Annotated in this window: 11 protein-coding genes and 13 pseudogenes; 11 read left to right on the top strand and 13 right to left on the bottom strand. The window is 65.3% G+C overall.

Annotated elements, in window-relative coordinates; all coding sequences use genetic code 11:
* A complete protein-coding gene (locus FQ389_RS03215) occupies positions 1-1,128 on the top strand; it encodes a M24 family metallopeptidase (RefSeq protein ID WP_144206044.1) in 1,128 nt (375 codons plus the stop codon).
* Between the two features lie 6 nt (positions 1,129-1,134).
* Here the strand turns inward: FQ389_RS03215 and FQ389_RS03220 are convergent, their stop codons facing one another.
* The 5 genes and pseudogenes from FQ389_RS03220 to FQ389_RS03235 form a co-directional block, all read right to left on the bottom strand.
* Positions 1,135-1,587 (bottom strand): hypothetical protein, encoded by a 453-nt coding sequence (locus FQ389_RS03220; RefSeq protein ID WP_144206045.1) that lies wholly within the window; start codon positions 1,585-1,587, stop codon positions 1,135-1,137.
* A gap of 234 nt (positions 1,588-1,821) precedes the next feature.
* Positions 1,822-1,956: pseudogene (locus FQ389_RS18840) on the bottom strand (alpha/beta hydrolase); the annotation flags it as partial.
* Positions 1,957-2,011: 55 nt separating this feature from the next.
* A pseudogene (locus FQ389_RS21960) lies at positions 2,012-2,311 on the bottom strand (putative alpha/beta hydrolase); the annotation flags it as partial.
* Positions 2,293-2,849: pseudogene (locus tag FQ389_RS21965) on the bottom strand (DUF2563 family protein). The pseudogenes FQ389_RS21960 and FQ389_RS21965, both read right to left, overlap by 19 nt.
* Positions 2,850-3,675: 826 nt before the next feature.
* Complete coding sequence (locus tag FQ389_RS03235; protein ID WP_144206047.1) at positions 3,676-3,945, bottom strand: hypothetical protein; 270 nt, start codon at positions 3,943-3,945, stop codon at positions 3,676-3,678.
* Between the two features lie 638 nt (positions 3,946-4,583).
* Between FQ389_RS03235 and FQ389_RS18850 the strand changes: the two genes are divergently transcribed.
* Positions 4,584-4,865, top strand: a complete 282-nt coding sequence (locus FQ389_RS18850) for an Imm61 family immunity protein (protein WP_313901944.1) — start codon at positions 4,584-4,586, stop codon at positions 4,863-4,865.
* A gap of 1 nt (position 4,866) precedes the next feature.
* Here the strand turns inward: FQ389_RS18850 and FQ389_RS03245 are convergent, their stop codons facing one another.
* Entirely contained in the window at positions 4,867-5,280 is a 414-nt protein-coding gene (locus tag FQ389_RS03245) for a F420-dependent biliverdin reductase (RefSeq protein ID WP_144206049.1), read from the bottom strand.
* Positions 5,281-5,315: 35 nt separating this feature from the next.
* Here FQ389_RS03245 and FQ389_RS03250 point away from each other — a divergent pair.
* The 4 genes and pseudogenes from FQ389_RS03250 (at position 5,316) to FQ389_RS03265 (ending at position 8,597) form a co-directional block, all read left to right on the top strand.
* Positions 5,316-6,063: pseudogene (locus FQ389_RS03250) on the top strand (SDR family NAD(P)-dependent oxidoreductase).
* A pseudogene (cbiT, locus tag FQ389_RS03255) lies at positions 6,060-7,116 on the top strand (precorrin-6Y C5,15-methyltransferase (decarboxylating) subunit CbiT). The pseudogenes FQ389_RS03250 and cbiT overlap by 4 nt, the downstream one beginning before the upstream one ends.
* Positions 7,113-7,869, top strand: a pseudogene (cobM, locus tag FQ389_RS03260) (precorrin-4 C(11)-methyltransferase). The pseudogenes cbiT and cobM overlap by 4 nt, the downstream one beginning before the upstream one ends.
* A complete protein-coding gene (locus tag FQ389_RS03265) occupies positions 7,869-8,597 on the top strand; it encodes a cobalt-precorrin-6A reductase (RefSeq protein WP_144206050.1) in 729 nt (242 codons plus the stop codon). Before cobM ends, FQ389_RS03265 begins: the two are co-directional and overlap by 1 nt.
* Position 8,598: 1 nt before the next feature.
* Here FQ389_RS03265 and sigC read toward each other — a convergent pair whose 3' ends face one another.
* The 5 genes and pseudogenes from sigC to FQ389_RS21075 form a co-directional block, all read right to left on the bottom strand.
* Positions 8,599-9,153, bottom strand: coding sequence for an RNA polymerase sigma factor SigC (gene sigC / locus FQ389_RS18855; protein ID WP_260860466.1), 555 nt, complete (start codon positions 9,151-9,153; stop codon positions 8,599-8,601).
* A 177-nt stretch (positions 9,154-9,330) separates the two neighbouring features.
* Positions 9,331-9,792, bottom strand: a pseudogene (locus FQ389_RS18860) (DUF2275 domain-containing protein); the annotation flags it as partial.
* Between the two features lie 78 nt (positions 9,793-9,870).
* Positions 9,871-10,522 (bottom strand): annotated as a pseudogene (locus FQ389_RS03275) (SAM-dependent methyltransferase); the annotation flags it as partial.
* Positions 10,519-10,752, bottom strand: a pseudogene (locus tag FQ389_RS03280) (precorrin-8X methylmutase); the annotation flags it as partial. The pseudogenes FQ389_RS03275 and FQ389_RS03280, both read right to left, overlap by 4 nt.
* Positions 10,752-11,519: pseudogene (locus FQ389_RS21075) on the bottom strand (precorrin-3B synthase); the annotation flags it as partial. The pseudogenes FQ389_RS21075 and FQ389_RS03280, both read right to left, overlap by 1 nt.
* Positions 11,520-11,572: 53 nt before the next feature.
* Between FQ389_RS21075 and FQ389_RS03290 the strand changes: the two are divergent.
* Positions 11,573-12,299: pseudogene (locus FQ389_RS03290) on the top strand (cobaltochelatase subunit CobN); the annotation flags it as partial.
* Positions 12,300-12,746: 447 nt separating this feature from the next.
* On the opposite strand, the gene FQ389_RS18870 reads toward FQ389_RS03290, so the two are convergent.
* Positions 12,747-12,923 carry a TetR/AcrR family transcriptional regulator gene (locus FQ389_RS18870; protein WP_260860443.1) on the bottom strand — a complete coding sequence of 59 codons (177 nt, stop codon included), beginning with the start codon at positions 12,921-12,923 and terminating at the stop codon, positions 12,747-12,749.
* A gap of 257 nt (positions 12,924-13,180) precedes the next feature.
* Here FQ389_RS18870 and FQ389_RS03300 point away from each other — a divergent pair, with 257 nt between their 5' ends.
* The 3 genes from FQ389_RS03300 to FQ389_RS18880 all read left to right on the top strand — a co-directional run bounded on the left by FQ389_RS03300 (position 13,181) and on the right by FQ389_RS18880 (position 14,353).
* The gene (locus tag FQ389_RS03300; protein ID WP_144206051.1) at positions 13,181-13,576 is read left to right on the top strand and encodes a PPOX class F420-dependent oxidoreductase; all 396 of its coding nucleotides are present in this window, start codon (positions 13,181-13,183) and stop codon (positions 13,574-13,576) included.
* A 20-nt stretch (positions 13,577-13,596) separates the two neighbouring features.
* Entirely contained in the window at positions 13,597-13,881 is a 285-nt protein-coding gene (locus FQ389_RS18875) for a type 1 glutamine amidotransferase domain-containing protein (protein WP_260860445.1), read from the top strand.
* A gap of 223 nt (positions 13,882-14,104) precedes the next feature.
* Positions 14,105-14,353, top strand: a complete 249-nt coding sequence (locus tag FQ389_RS18880; protein WP_260860447.1) for a hypothetical protein — start codon at positions 14,105-14,107, stop codon at positions 14,351-14,353.
* 9 nt (positions 14,354-14,362) lie between these two features.
* Here FQ389_RS18880 and FQ389_RS03310 read toward each other — a convergent pair.
* A pseudogene (locus FQ389_RS03310) lies at positions 14,363-15,050 on the bottom strand (dienelactone hydrolase family protein).
* Positions 15,051-15,122: 72 nt separating this feature from the next.
* Here FQ389_RS03310 and FQ389_RS03315 point away from each other — a divergent pair.
* Positions 15,123-15,375: pseudogene (locus tag FQ389_RS03315) on the top strand (DegV family protein); the annotation flags it as partial.
* Between the last annotated feature and the right edge of the window lie 3 nt (positions 15,376-15,378).

The raw sequence follows: 15,378 nt of genomic DNA on the forward strand, positions 1-15,378 counted from the left end.
ATGGATTCTCACCGATTCGATGTTGCGGTTTATGCTCGCCGGCTGGCGGCGGCGGCCCGGGCGACCGCGGCGGCGGGACTCGACGGCCTGGTGATCACGCCGGGCTACGACCTGCGCTACCTCATCGGCTCGCGAGCCCAGACCCTGGAGCGTCTGACCGCGCTGGTGGTTCCGGCCTCCGGTGACCCAACCATTGTGGTACCGCGACTCGAGCTCGCCTCGCTCAAGGGATCGGCGATCGCGGAACTGGGCCTGGGCGTGCGTGCTTGGGTCGACGGCGAAGATCCCTACCTACTGGTGAGTGCGGCGCTCGGCGGTGGCCGCGCGGCGACGGCCGTCACCGATTCCATGTCGGCGCTGCATCTGGTGCCGTTGGCCGGGGTGCTGGGCGTGTCGCCGGTGCTGGTCACCGGCATCTTGCGCGAACTGCGGATGGTCAAGGAGGAGTGCGAGATCGACGCGCTGCGCAAGGCCGGTTCGGCCATCGACCGGGTTCACGCCCGGGTGCCGGAGTTTCTGGTGCCCGGACGCACCGAGGCCGAAGTCGCCGCCGACATCGCCGAAGCCATTGTCGACGAAGGGCATTCGGATGCGTCTTTCATCATCGTCGGATCCGGGCCGCACGGAGCCGACCCGCACCACAGCTATTCCAGCCGGGAGTTGCAAGCCGGCGACATCGTCGTCGTCGACATCGGAGGAGCCTACGAGCCCGGATACCATTCCGACTGCACCCGCACCTATAGCATCGGGGAACCGAGTCCCGATGTGGCACACCAGTATTCGCTGCTGCAGCGGGCGCAGCGGGCGGCATGCGATGTGGTGCGTCCGGGTGTGACGGCCGAGCAGGTCGACGCCACCGCCCGTGAGGTGCTGGCCGAGACCGGACTCGCGGAGTTCTTCGTGCATCGCACCGGGCACGGTATCGGCCTGTCCGTGCATGAGGAGCCCTACATCGTTAGCGGCAACGATCTGCCGTTGACCGCGGGGATGTCCTTCTCGATCGAGCCGGGCATCTATTTCCCGGGCAGCTGGGGTGCCCGCATCGAAGACATCGTCGTCGTGACTGAGGACGGGGCGCTGGCTGTCAACAATCGGCCGCACGAGCTGGTCGTGGTTACGGTGGACTGAGGCGCGTTAGGGCTGCTGGATTTCCGTGCTGATGTTCACCGGGACGACGGAGCCGTCGGTGCGGTGATCGCTGGTGTCGCGGCATTCCCCGTTGACGTCCACGCACGCGTGACTGTTGAGTTCGACGCCGGCGCGCGGGGTCGGCGCCACGGTCAGGATGACGTTGACGTTGACCTTGCGCAGGGTCGGCACGTGGGACTTGAAGTCGGAGTCGGCGCTCCAGCCGCCGGCAACGAGCGTCTTGATCACCGCCTGCGGGTCGGCGAGCTGGTTGTGCGGCACGCCGGGCAGCCAGAATGCCACCTTCGCGACACCCCGAAACGGCGGCGTCCCCGGGTCGTTGCACGATTCGTAGCTGAATGTCGCCTCGGTCACCTGGGCGTGCAGCGTGCTCACGATGCCGCGGTCGGCGTCGACGGCTTGGGCCCTGGCCTGTTGCGGTGGCATCGGATTATGCACGGCGCCAACGTATCCAGCGAGCGAGCCGCCGACTGTCATTGCGATGGCGGCGTTGGCTACTCTGGTCCACACTCGCCACTTCCTTTCAGTGGTCTTTCTGTGGTCAACCCGTCGGCACGCTGTGCGTGTGCCCGGTAGTCGCCGTGCTCGGCTTCGGGATCAAACCAGTCACTCATTCCGTATTCGCAGCGATGTCGTGCGGTCATGCCGTCGCGTTCCAGCGCGTCACCTTGGCAGGCGGAAATCGGCCGCGGAATGCGACAGATCGGTGCCCGGTGAACCGAGCAGCACGACATTGTTGGTCTGCATCCCGTAGCCGGCTGCCGCGTCCGAAACGGTGGTGGATCCGTAGGAGTGACCAACCAACGTGCGTTGCGCCGGTACGCTGGGCTGCGGCCAGTGCAGTCGCGATGTTCCCCCGGTCGACGCCAATCTTGGCCAGTTGCAGGGAATGTGCTCCGAGTGATTGCGCAGTGCGCTGGATCTCGGCGGAGTCGTTGATCGGATTGCCGCCGTTGTTGCGGTTCCAGGACGCCTCGAAGCGCCGGCGTGCTTCGTCGAATGCCTTGCTGGACTCGGTGGTACACGCGCAGGTAGTGTAGAACTCCTGCGCCAGGTCGGAAATGTATGCGGTACAGCAACTTTGGAGTATACTGTTGATCGACCACAGATCACCGCCGGCTTCGGCGATCAGTTGGGGAATGCCTATGTGGCGGAGTTGCATCGCACGGCCCACAGTTCCGCGGTGTTGTGCTCCTCCATGTCGGTGAACCCGGTGGCGGCCCGTGGGCCCTGCCGCCGATCGAGGCCAGTGCTTCCCCGTGGGATTGCAGGCCGTTCACGTGTTTGCGGTGAGCCACGCTGAGCGCGTAGTGAAACGCTTCCGCGGCGGCGAAACCGCCGAACATTACTGACATCAGCGGTCCCCGTGAGAACTGATCGGCCGTGTCGTGGGCGTGCCTGCCCGCACGGTGAGATTTGTTTCCCCGAGTGCAGTAATTCAGTGTCGACGACACCGCCACCCTCTCCGAGCTGGGTACTGCCGCCGTTGTGCCGGTCAATTCATCTTGTGAGTCGTTGCGCTGCAGGCCTGGAACCAGGCGAGGTGATAGTTGGCGGCTAGAGCCGCCGCCGCGGATGGGTGCGGATGGCGCCGGCATTGCCGTTGCAGCTCGGGGAGGCCCGGCGGTCACCGGGGGTGGAGGGGGTGAGGTCGTCGCGGGAACCGAGTTTGCGAAAGTCAGCTTAACACCGATCGGCATGTTTGCAACCGCGTGTCCGTGCTGTCACCGACTTCCGGATGCGTTGCCGGCGTAGAATTGAAACTTAGGGTTACCTATAGGTGGGTTTGGTGTATGGCAGCGACAATTTTTCGAACTTTCCGCCTGCGGGTTGTTTCGAATCTTGGATTGCCCTGATCCGCTGGTTGCCTCCTCGGCTAGAGCCGTCAGATCGTGGCGGAGGCTCACCATACTGTCATAAGGGCTTGCTTTGATACCGTTCTTCTTGGCGACCTGGCGGGCTTGTTCTTCACCGTGGCGGAAGGTATCACGAAGATTGACGACGGTAAAGCCGTGTTGCTTTGCGAGTGGAACGGTTTGAGCGCTGCGGAGTATGTCCCCGAACGTTGTGAACGTCGATGTTACTTCGATTAGTGTTGCCGTGGGACAGTACAGCCAAATCTTCGTCGTCGATCCACTGCTCCCCAACGATGTAAACAGACCATACTCCGGGTGGAAGCATTATTTGCAAAGAGCTTCAATTGCCAACGCCGCCTCATTCCCGGCCTGTAGTGGTGCTTGCATCTGAGTTTCATTCAAGCTATTGAGATAATCGACTACCAGTTCCTGAAACGAATCAGAAAAGTGTTCGTATTTTGCTAGCCAGGCCGCTTGGTGTTGCTGGCTCTGAAGAGAGTACTGTCCGAAGATACTCACTTCCAGCCAACAATGCCTGTCGTCCGTTCAGAGCAAATGCGAGTTGAGCTGTAGGGTCGCTGCCCTCGTCTCGTGCAGAGCTCGCTTTGACGACGCAAGTACGTCAGGTCTTGTCTTAGATAGGTAAAGTTTGGCTAATGGGTGCACAAACCTAGCCACTGTCGTTGACGATTTCGCCAAACAAGGTGTCGAACGGGCAGAACACCATTCGGGATCTGTTGCGCCGCCTGGAGTCGCTAACGGACCTGTGGGATGACGTGGTCTTAATCTTCGACGCGATGCACTCGACGAAATCAAAGCCATTGCTAACGCCATCAACGCGGTCCTGCACAACCTGGGGTGCGAAGCCCGCGCTCTCGAGCAGGGCGCGCATCTGCTGATGGAGCGTGCTGACGGCTGGATCGTCGAGATGGAAAAACATACGCGTCGCGCGATCACCCATTTTCTGGGTTAGCAGGTCGGAAACCCGATCGCGACCGAGTGTGACACTTGATCAACGTCAACGAGGGAGTTGCTAAGGCCGCTTTGGGGGGCTGCAAAGTACAGTGGACTCGTTCCGAGGGTGTTCCTCATCGATCCCGAAGGCGCGGCGGCCACTTGGAAAAACATGTCCAAGACCGCTGTGCTTAACAGCCTCGTCAACCCACGGGAAGCTGGCGACGCCAATCTGAATTAAGTTAAATCATTTGTCCATCTGGAAGATTGGCGAAGAGATCGACCGGGCCTCGGATTTGGGTGCTTGCTCTTCGAAAGCGTGATGTTATCCGGAGGTTGGGAACCGCGACGGCGCGCGGTGCGTGTGCAGTTGCGCGGGCTGCTGATGTCGGTGACGCTGCCGGCGTGATGGTACGTGCAGGCAGGCTTGGAGATATTGCGCGCGAGTGGTGCTCTGCGCGATATCGGCAAGGCGAGTAGTGGCCTGACCAGACTTTGACGGCCTCAAATTGGAAGTGCCTAAAAGGTGATCCGGTGCCAAGCAGGCGGCCAACGGGAGCACCGCCGGAGGGTAAGCCCATCGCGGGACCGTGGGCCGTCGAACCTGGACCCTCTAGGTCGCGTGTGCCCGATTCGCCGGCAGCATTGCACCAAAACTCGGCGGCTGCACGACTTGGTAGCACGGACGCGACGAATTGCGGCCGGGATACACGCATCGGTGAGCAGACGATCTTCGGACGCAAACGGCACACGTTGATCGATCACGCCGGCAGAGTCGTCGCTATTGCGGGAGTTGAAGATTTGGTGGAGTTATCCCACTACCTGGATGCATCGGTTGATGAGATCAAAGCGTCGTATTTGGCCGCGTACGGCAAGCCGTTCTTTACGGTTTGGAGCGACGCGTGACCTACTCGCCGCCGCGGTCGAGCAGATCCGACGACCCGAGCACGCGCTCGATCTGAACCTCGATGACCACGCGCCGGGGATTCGGCCGCGCGGGGCGGTAGCGCTGCGCATACCGCAGCTCAGCATCGCGCACGGCATCGGCATCGTTGTTGACCTTGGCCCGCCCCTCGAGCGAAATCCACCGCGCCCCGTCGACCTGACTGAGCACCGCGACGCCACCACGATCGGCATTGACGGCCTTCTGCGTGCCGCCGCTGGTGATCACACGCGCGATATGGGTCACGGGATCAAAGGTGAACCCGACGGCCACCACGTGCGGCGAGTTATCCGCCCGCAGCGTGGTCAGCATCGCCAAATGCCGTTCCGACAGAAACGCCAAAGCGTCATTGGTGAGCCGCGTAGTGGTATTCGCCATCACTGCCCACGTTAGCGTAGGTAATAATCGCAGCCGTGGACGACACGGGCGCAGGTCCAGTTCTTATTCTGGGAGGTCGCAGCCAGATCGGCATCGAGCTCGCCCGGTGGCTGGCCGACGGCGCCACGGCGGTGCTCGCCGCGCGTCGGGCCGATCACCTCGACGAGCAGGTCGCCGAACTCACGGCGGCCGGCGCGAAGACCGTGCACACCCGCGAATTCGACGCCGACGACCTGGCCTCGCACGGTAGGTAGGTGGCAGAGGTCATCGCCGAACACGGTCCGATCGCCACCGCGGTGCTGGCGTTTGGCATCCTTGGTGACCAAGCCCGCGCCGAAACCGACGCGGCCCACGCGGTCGCCATCGTACACACCGACTACGTCGCTCAGGTCAGCATGCTCACCCACCTGGCCGCCGCCATGCGGAGCGCCGGCACAAGGGGCCCTGGAGTGTTCTCGTCGATCGCCGGCGCGCGTGCGCTGCGCCAACTACGTCTACGGTTCGGCGAAGGGCGGTTTCGTCGGTTTCGCCAACGGCCTGGCGTACGCGCTGCACGGCATCGAAGTACACCTGCTCATCGTGCGCCCCGGCTTCGTCATCGGGCGTATGACGGAAGGCATGACCCCGGCGCCCCTGTCCAGCACACCCGAGCAGGTAGCCGCCGCGACCGCCCGCGCATTGGCCCGAGGCCGGCGCACCGTCTGGATCCCCTGGGCGCTTGGACCGGCGTCGGTTGTGATGCGAATGCTGCCGCAGCCCATCTCGCGCAGGATGCCGCGATGATCACCGTCGTCGGCATCGGCGCCGACGGCATGGCCGGACTTTCCAGAGCAAGCCTACGCCGAATTACGCATCGCAACAATAATTTACGGTGTCGATCGGCAACTCGATCTGCTCGACGACACTGTGACCGCGCAACGCAGGAAGTGGCCGTCGCCGATGCTCCCAGCCCTGCAGACGCTGCTCGTCGAGGACCGAATCCACGTAGTCGCCAGCGGCGACCCGCTCATGCACGGCATCGGCGGCACCCTGATCCGCCTGCACGGCGCCGAAAACGTTCGCGTCATACCGCATGTCTCGGCCGTCAGCTGACCTGCGCCCGGATGGGGTGGCCGGTCCACGAGATCGAGTTGATCAGCCTCGTCACCGCGCCCACCCACACCGCGGTGCGCTGCGGCGGCCCGGCCGAACGCCGCCGCGACGGCACCGCCTACGAGTGGGCCCACCAACCATTCGATGACGTTGACGATCTTAACGTGATCGCCGTCCGCTACCTCCCCGACGAACGCGTCGCACCGTTGCCTGACGACGTGTTAACCCATGACGGGCAGATCACCAAACTCGGCATTCGGGCGGTCACACTCGCCACCCTGCAACCGCGCCCCGGCGAACGGTTGTGGGACGTCGGCGCGGGCTCGGGCAGCATCGCTGGTGGAATGGTGTCGCAGCGGACCCGGCTGCGCCGCCGTCGCCTTCGAACAGGACGAAAAGCGCCGCCGCAACCTCGAATTTAACGCCACTGCCTTCGGCGTCACCGTCGAAATCCGCGGGCAGGGGCCCGACCAGTTCGACGGTGCCTCGACGCCCGACGCCATCTTCATCGGCGGCGGCCTGACCCACCCGAACCTCCTCGACGCCTGCCTCGATCAGCTGCCCAAGGGTGGGCGACTCGTCGCCAACACCGTCACCACCGAATCCGAATCGCGTGTGCTGCAAGCGTATGCACGGCTCGGGGGAGAGCTGCGACGGTTCCAGCACTTTCACGGCGAGCCGTTGGGCGCCTTCACCGGCTGGCGTCCGCAGCATCCGGTCACCCAATGGGCGGTGACGAAATGACGGTGTATTTCATCGGCGCAGGCCCCGGTGCGGCCGACCTGATCACCGTCCGCGGCCAACGACTACTGCAACGATGCGAAACCTGTCTGTACGCCGGCTCCATCATGCCCAAGGATCTGTTGGACTTCTGCCCTCCCGACGCGAAAATTGTTGACACCGGCCCGTTGACGCTCGACCAGATCATCGTCGAACTTGTCGACGCGCACGCCAGGGGTCACGACGTGGCGCGGCTGCACTCCGGAGATCCATCGCTGTACAGTGCGGTGGCCGAGCAGTGCCACCGGATCGATGCGCTGGGCATCGGCTACGAAATCCTGCCCGGTGTACTGGCTTTCGCCGCCGCTGCCGCCGCGCTGAACCGTGAGCTCACCGTGGCCGGGAGTCGCGCAGACGGTGACGCTAACCAGGGTGTCGACGTTGTCGACGGCCATGCCGCCCGGCGAAGATCTCCCTACGCTCGCCCGTTCCGGCGGCACCCTGGTGCGGCACCTGGCGTCCGCCCAGATCGACGCCATAGTCCCGCAGCTGCTCGACAACGGCTATCGACCCGAAACCCCGGTCGCTACAGTAGCTTTCGCTACCTGGCCGCAGGAACAGGTGCTGCGTGGCACGCTGGTCGACATCGCCCACCAGATGCGCGAAGCGGGAATCACCAAGACCGCCGTCGTCATCGTCGGCGATGTGCTGGCCGCCGGCGGATTCACCGACAGCTACCTCTATTCGACCGCCCGCCGCGCCAGGGGTCAACACTGATGCGCGTCCTGCTGCTCGGCGGTACCGCCGAGGGCCGGGCGCTCGCGAAAGCGTTGCACCCCAACGTCGAGGTGATCAGCGCGCTCGCAGGCCGGGTACGCGATACCGCCCTGCCGGTCGGCGCGGTTCGCGTCGGCGGCTTTGGCAGCGTACCCGGCCTGCGCGGCTGGTTGCACGCCGAACACATCGATGCGGTCGTCGACGCGACGCACCCGTTCGCGGCCACCATGACCGCCCACGTCGCCGAGGCGTGCCGCCAGCTCCGGTTATCGCACCTGGTGCTGGTCCGACCTGCCTGGGACCCGGGCGCGGCCGAAGTCGTGCGCTCGGATGTCGAAGCGGCACAAGCGGTTGCCACGCAGAAGTACCGACGGGTTTTCCTGACCACCGGCCGCTCGGGCGTCAAGGCCTTAGCCGCCAGCGACGCGTGGTTCCTGATCCGCGCCGTCACCGATCCCGCTTCCTTGCCGCGGCATCATCAGGTGCTGTTGTCGCGCGGGCCGTATGACTACGATGATGAACTCGCCCTGATGCGTGACCACCGCGTCGACGCGCTGGTTACCAAGAACAGCGGCGGGGACATAACCCGGGGCAAACTGGAAGCCGCCGCCACGTTGGGCATCCCGGTGGTGATGGTGGCCAGGCCGCCGCTGCCGGACGGTGTGTCAACGGTCGGCACCGTCGCGGAAGCTGCGGATTGGGTTGCGCGGCTGGCTAATTTGCGTTGAGTCAGCCGGTCAGGTCGTCGCGTTCGGCGTCGGCGAGCAGCGCGTCGCGTGCCCGGGCGACGCGGGATCGAATCGTTCCGACGGGGCAGCCGCACACGGCGGCGGCGTCGGCATAGGGCAACCCCAGCAGCTGGGTCAGCAGCAACGCTTCACGCTGTTCAGGGGTGAGGTTGGCGATCATCGCCGTCACCTCGACCAGATCTTCGAACCCGCGTGAGTGGTGGTCAGGGTTGCGCACCCGATCGGGATCGGCGCCGGCGGCGGGGCGCGGCCGCGACTGGATGTGGCGAATATGGTCGGCGACCACGCGCCGGGCAATGGCCAACAGCCACGTGCGGGCCGTCGACCGCCCCGCGAACCGTTTGATCGCACCGATTGCCCGCAGGTAGGTCTCCTGCGTCAGGTCATCGGCGCTACCCGCGTCGGCCAGGTAAGTGACGAACCGCCACACGTCTTGCTGAGTGGCTTTGATGAAGGCCTCGAGTGCGCGTTGATTGCCGCGGGCGGCGGCCAAGGCCAATTCGGTTACGGCCTCGTCATCGCTGGACGCGGTCATGACCAACCACCTTACTTGCGCGGACGCGGTCAGTCTACGACCGGTCGTCGTAGATTTCGCGCCGGGGTGCGACCGGTTGATCGGCCTCAGGTGGCCGCGTCGCCGCGCGGTGAACTGCCGGTTGGGCAGCTCCGCGTCGAAGGCGTCGAAGTCGGAATGGCGGGGCCGACTTCCGCCGGTCCGTTCCCGAACCACCAACACAACGAAGACCAGGCCCAGCAGCACCGGCACGTGGCTGGCCACGCGCGTCGCGGTGACCTGCCCGTCGAGGGCGTCCGCGGCGACGTAGCTCATCAGCGCCACCGAATACGCCCCGGTGATCGCCGCGACGCCGATAGCGGTCACCGGCCAGATGCCGGCGGCCACCATCGCGACCCCGAGCGCCAACAACCACGCGGTGGACTCGTGCAGCAGGTGCTCGCCGGACATCGCACCGTGCACGTGGTGCGAGACCATGCCGAAGTTCATGCCACCGATTTGAGCGGTCGCGATCGCGACCTGAAACGCGCCCACCGCGATCAGTCCCCATCGGCGGTACCGCGACCGTACTGCACGCATCCAGCGCTGCGACCGGGTGGAAGCGTCGTCGATGCTGGCCATGATGCGGCCCACCAGATCTGGTCCGTCGCTGGGCGTCATCGACGCGAACCGGCGGGTCTGCGCGGCGGCGCCGATCAGCCAGGTGCGGCAGCCCCGGCACGACTCCAGGTGGGCATCGACCTGCTGGGCTAGCACCTGAGGGCGCTCGCCGTCCAACCGGGCGGAAAGTGCCTCACGCGCAACGTCACACCGCATCCCTGCATCGTTGCGCATGCTTGCGCCGCGCGCAAAGACCCCGCGTGCGTCGGCGAGTCGACGGGTCAGCTCGGCCACCGGCAGCGTTCCCGGCAGTATCGACAGCACTTCGTCGCCGGCCACTAACGGTATTACGACGGCCGCGGAGGCGACGCTCACCGACGTTACGCCCGGGGCGATCACAGCGTCGGAACCGCTCCGTCAGCCGGGTGTGCAAATGCATGTAGGAGCTGTAGAACAGCGGATCGCCTTCTGCCAGCAGCGCCACGTTGCCCCCAGCGTCGAGGTGCGCGGCGATGCGTGCGCTGGCTTCGATATATGAAGTTTCGATCGCACCGGCGTAGCCGCCGGGATGATCGGTCACTTCGGTGGTGACCGGGTAGACCAGGTGTTCCTCGATCTGGCCGGGCCGCAGATACGGTTCGGCGATGCCGCGCGCGATGCTGCGGCCGTGCCGGGCGCTGTGATAGGCGACCACGTCCGCCTCGCCGATTACCCGGGCGGCCTTGACGGTCACCAGCTCCGGGTCACCGGGCCCGAGGCTTACTCCCCACAGTGTGCCCCGGCTCGCTATTCGGTGTCGCTCGCGATCGCATTGACGGCGGCGGCCGCCATCGCGCTGCCGCCGCGGCGGCCCCGCACCACCAGATACGACATGCCGCGTGGTCAGTCGATGAGTTCCTGTTTGGACTGCGCCGAGCCGACGAAGCCCACCGGGCCGCCCAGCACCGCCACCGGCGCCGGCGCACCCTCGTCGATGAGTTCGAGCAGCCGGAACAGGGCAGTGGGTGCATTGCCGATCGCTCCGCGACCCGCGCCGACAGCACACCCAGCGACACCGCCGCGCCCAGCGCGACCCGATCTTCCTGGCCGGGGCGGTCCGGCTCGATCCAGCCCACCGGCGGCTGGGTCCGGGGAACTGCCGGGTAGGCGCTGACATCGGCGCCGGGCAGCAGACCGTCGATGGCATCCAATTCGTTGATGCGCCAAACTTTTCCGCGGATCTCGTGAAACCGGCGGGCGAAGTCGAGCAGCGTCGGGACGACATCGTCGACCGTCACCCGCAAGCCGGTGTCGCGCGCCGCCGGCAGTACCGCACAGCCGTCTTCGCCGTCCTGCACCCCGACGTTGGCGCCTAATCCGGATAAGTCACCGCGGCCATCGTCGATGCTGAACCAGAACCGGCCCCCAGTTCCACCCTCGCGGTGTAACATCGCGGCGTCCAGGGCGCTCACCCAGGGCCGCACATCGGTGCGTCCGCCGGTGCGGCCGGTCAGCGGCGAGGCGACGATATTGCGGACGCGCTCGTGTTTCGGGCAGGGCAGCAGGCCGGCGCCGGCGATGGCCTCGGCCACAGCAGGCACGTCGGTGACAGCCCGCAGTTGCAAGTTGCCGCGCACGGTCAGCTCCAACATGCCCGAGCCGAACGCGGTGGACATGCCGGCCAGCTCCGCCAACTGCGCCGCGGTGATCATTCCACCCGGCAGCCGCACCCGGACCTGCGCGCCGTCGGCGGCCTGATGCACCTGAAGTGCACCCGGGTAGGCGTCGGTATCGCGGGTTCTGGCCACCCGTCCACGGTAAGGCAGCGTCTAGAACGGTGGCGGTTGGTTTCGTTCGGCAGAACCTGCGTCAGCTGCACGCGTTCCTGTCCGACACCGTGCTGATGACCGGTGCCGGCTTCACCGAACCGGTCCCGACCCCGACCTGGAGCGGGCGCCGTCGCGCAACGACGGCCCGACCATCGCGGTGTTGTATTACCGGGCGCAGCATCTGGCCGTCAACACCGCCTACATCGAAGCGCTGTGTGCGGCGATCGAGGATGCCGGCGGAAACGCGCTGCCCGTCTACTGCGCGTCGCTGCGCACCGCCGAACCCGAACTGCTGCAACGACTCGGCGATACCGACGCGATGGTGGTCACGGTGCTGGCTGCCGGGGGACGCAAACCCGCGATCGCCTCCGCCGGCTGCGACGACGATAGCTGGAACGTTGAACACCTTACGGCCCTTGATATTCCGATTTTGTAAGGTCTGTGCTTGACCAGCCCCCGCAGCCACTGGCGTGACAGCGACAACGGTCTGTCCCCACTGGACGTGGCCAGCCAGGTGGCGGTGCCCGAGTTCGACAGCCGCATCATCACCGTTCCGTTCTCGTTCAAGGAGATCGACGACGACGGCTTGATCGCTTACGTCGCCGACCCGGAACGCTGCGCCCGGGTGGCCCGGCCTGGTGGTGCGCCATACGCGCCTGCGGCGGGTCGAGCCCGCGGACAAGCGTGTGGCGCTGGTGTTTTCGGCCTACCCAACCAAACATGCCCGCATCGGCAACGCGGTCGGACTGGACACCCGCGAGCCATCACCGCCACGCTGGCCCCTTCGGCCGCAAGGGTTTGACCACGGCGACCATGGCGGTCGAGCCGGTGAACCCCAGGTCCATGCTCACTCCCTCGGAGAATCGTTCGAACAGATCTCAGCGATTGTCTCGGGCGACACGCCCAATACGCGCAGGCAGAATCCGACCGTATCGCCGCGTGTTTGGGCGTAATCGCCATCCCGCCACTGCCTGTTGGTGCTCGCCCACACCACACCCTGGATGAAATCGGCGTGGGTTGGGTCGCAGGATCGATGTGGTGGAACGCCCCGCGCTGTAGCCCCTGCTGCAGCGCTCGGCGCAACGGCTCGAGCATTTCGGCATACGCGGGCTGAACCAGAGCGGGCGAGCCGAACACCTGCGACTGAGCTTCCACCGACAACCGTCGCAAGTCGGATTTGACGGTGTCATCGAATGCCAGCTCGAGTCATCCATCGATCCATGCCGCGACTGCTTCGACCTCTGTGTTCGACAGCGACATTCGGCGCTGCAGCCGTCGTCTCTCCGCGCAGGCGCTCGCCAGGAACGCCGCGTCAACCAGTTCTTCCTTGGAGTTGAAATGGCGGTAGAAAGCGCGGGTGCTCACCTTGGTGCGGTCCAGCACCGTGGCGATGCTCAAGCCGCGACACCGCTCTCGCGCAACGTCGTTGACGTCGCGGCCAAAATTGCGCGGCACACCACCGGGTCGGGGCCCAGCCTGTTGCGCCGTCGCGTTCTGCGGATGCCGGTCATGGACATGGTCTGATTATTTACGCACCACCTCTCCCGGCCGTTCACCCTCTGAAAATAGTGTTTTCGCGTAAGGGCCGACTTACGCAGCGCACTGGTGAGAAAGTCAACGTTTCCGAGTATGTTGACACCGTGACGCCGACCTTTACCGACCTTGCCAAGTCGCAGTACATCCTGCTGACCACCTTCACCAAGGACGGGCGGCCCAAGCCAACCCCGATCTGGACCGCGCCGGACGCAAACGGGGGAGACCGGCTCCTGGTCATCACGGGGGCAAACTCGTGGAAGGTCAAGCGGATTCGCCACACACCGCGAGTGACTATGGCGACCTGCACGATGCGCGGCCGCCCGACCAGTGACGCCGTCGAAGGCGTCGCGGCCGTGCTGGACAAGTCGGAAACGGGCAGGGTGTACGACGCGATCGGCAAGCGCTACGGCATCATCGGCGCGATTTTTAACTTCTTCAGCAAGCGGCGTGGTGGCATGGAGAACAACGTCGGTCTCGAACTCAGACTGGCCGGCGGCTAGGGTCGCTCATGGCGAGCGTAATGGTCCCGCTCCCGGATCGCGACTTCGACCCCACCGAGGTAGCGGTCAGTTGGCGGGTCTTGACCAACGGCGGCCACGACGTGATCTTCGCGACCGAGAGTGGAACCGCGGGCGGCGCCGACGACATCATGGTGACCGGCCGTGGGCTGGATGTGTGGTCCGCGTTGCCGGTGCTGACCTTTTCCAGCTGGTCGTGCTTGCGTTACGCGCCAACAGGACTGCTCGCGACGCCTATGCTGCGTTGGTGCGTTCCGACCAGTTCCGTTACCCGATCAGCTGCGTGAGGCCACCCTGGACGACACCGATGCACTGCTACTGCCCGGCGGCCATCGTGCCTGCGGCATGCGCAGCTACATCGACATACTGCAACGCTGGTCGTGGAGGCGTTCGCCCGCGGCATGACCGTCGCCGCGATCTGTCACGGCGTCCTGCTGACCGCCCGCAGCATCGATCCCCAGACGGGTCGCTCGGTCCTGTACGGGCGCAAGACTACCGCTGACCTGGGCCATGGAGCGGCTGGCCTGGCGGCTCACCCGCATCACCCAATTCTGGGATACCGACTACTACCGCACCTACACCGAAGAGCCCGGCCAGCCCGACGGCCATGTCCGACTCAAGTCCTCTGGGCTCGCGCGCGACACCGCGACCGATTCACGGCTGGCATTCGTTGTCGATGACGGCAATTACCTCTCGGCGCGCTGGCCCGGCGATACGCACACCTTTGCCGGTGCCCTCTGCTTCAAGCTCGCAACCTGAGCGCTCACTTCAGGTGCTCGCCAAAAACGCGAACACCCGGATCCACGCGTCCTCGGTCGCGGCGTGGTCGTGTCCGAACCCCGTCACCCGAAGCAGCGGCTGGGGGGCAGGGTGTTCGCGAAGCTGTGCCCGACACCCGGGTAGGCCTTGATGTCGTTGGTGATCCCTTTGGCCGCAACGACTTACCGCAACTTATCGGGCGCACCCTTGCCCAGCGAGTCACTGCTAGCCGAAGCTCGCCACGATCGGGCACGCACCCTCCAACACATCGTTGAGGTGGCGCGGCAACGACGTCCCGTAGAAGTGGGAAGAATCGCCAAAACTATTGGGCAACAACAACAGTGCGAACTGTCTGCCCATGCAGAAAACAGCTATCCCGACCTGTGACCTGCAGTCCGGCAACGACTGCAGATGATCGCGGGCGGAAAGGATGTCTTTGAGGGCGCGCCCGCGCTACGTAATCAGCTCGCACATCACCCGGTTGATGCATCGGATCCGGCCGCCGCGGGTGTACATGTTCGGCGTGATCGCGACGTAGCCGGCCTGGGTGATGCGGTCGTTGGTCGACTGCTTGTCCCGCCCGTAGCCGAACGCGTCGTGGGCCACCACCACCCCCGGCCAGGGACCCTGCCCGGGGCGGGATGTTCAGCAACGCATCGATCGGTCCGTTCGGGGTGTCAATCTCAATCGTGGTCATGTCGTTATCTAACTGCAGCCGCGACGCGAGCCACCAGGGGAACTTCGGTACGCGAAGCAAACGTTGGCCTGCAAACTTGTTCTGGCCCAACGGTTACGAACCATAAGCAAGGCGGCGCTGCTAAACGAGGTGTGCGAGATTGTCGGCGACGGTTCGGTGGCGCTGGAGGTTAACCATGTCACCAACCCGGTACGGGGCCGACGAGGTCGCCGCCGCGCTGGCCCAACGGCTACCCGCGTGCGAGCCGCCGATCATCACCTCGTTGGGGCCGGTGCTTGGCGTGCACGTCGGACCCGGGGCCGCTGCGGTCTGCCTGGAAACCGCCAGA

The sequence above is a fragment of the Mycobacterium tilburgii genome (assembly GCF_902168065.1).
Lineage (GTDB): Bacteria > Actinomycetota > Actinomycetes > Mycobacteriales > Mycobacteriaceae > Mycobacterium > Mycobacterium tilburgii.

What these genes read in the sequence shown, in the direction of transcription:
- FQ389_RS18875 (WP_260860445.1), top strand. Translation starts at nt 13,597, where the DNA reads ATGGTCCCGCTCCCGGATCGCGACTTCGACCCCACCGAGGTAGCGGTC.
- FQ389_RS03215 (WP_144206044.1), top strand. Translation starts at nt 1, where the DNA reads ATGGATTCTCACCGATTCGATGTTGCGGTTTATGCTCGCCGGCTGGCG.
- FQ389_RS03235 (WP_144206047.1), bottom strand. Translation starts at nt 3,945, where the DNA reads ATGTTTTTCCATCTCGACGATCCAGCCGTCAGCACGCTCCATCAGCAG.
- FQ389_RS18880 (WP_260860447.1), top strand. Translation starts at nt 14,105, where the DNA reads ATGGAGCGGCTGGCCTGGCGGCTCACCCGCATCACCCAATTCTGGGAT.
- FQ389_RS03245 (WP_144206049.1), bottom strand. Translation starts at nt 5,280, where the DNA reads ATGGCGAATACCACTACGCGGCTCACCAATGACGCTTTGGCGTTTCTG.
- FQ389_RS03265 (WP_144206050.1), top strand. Translation starts at nt 7,869, where the DNA reads ATGCGCGTCCTGCTGCTCGGCGGTACCGCCGAGGGCCGGGCGCTCGCG.
- sigC (WP_260860466.1), bottom strand. Translation starts at nt 9,153, where the DNA reads ATGACCGCGTCCAGCGATGACGAGGCCGTAACCGAATTGGCCTTGGCC.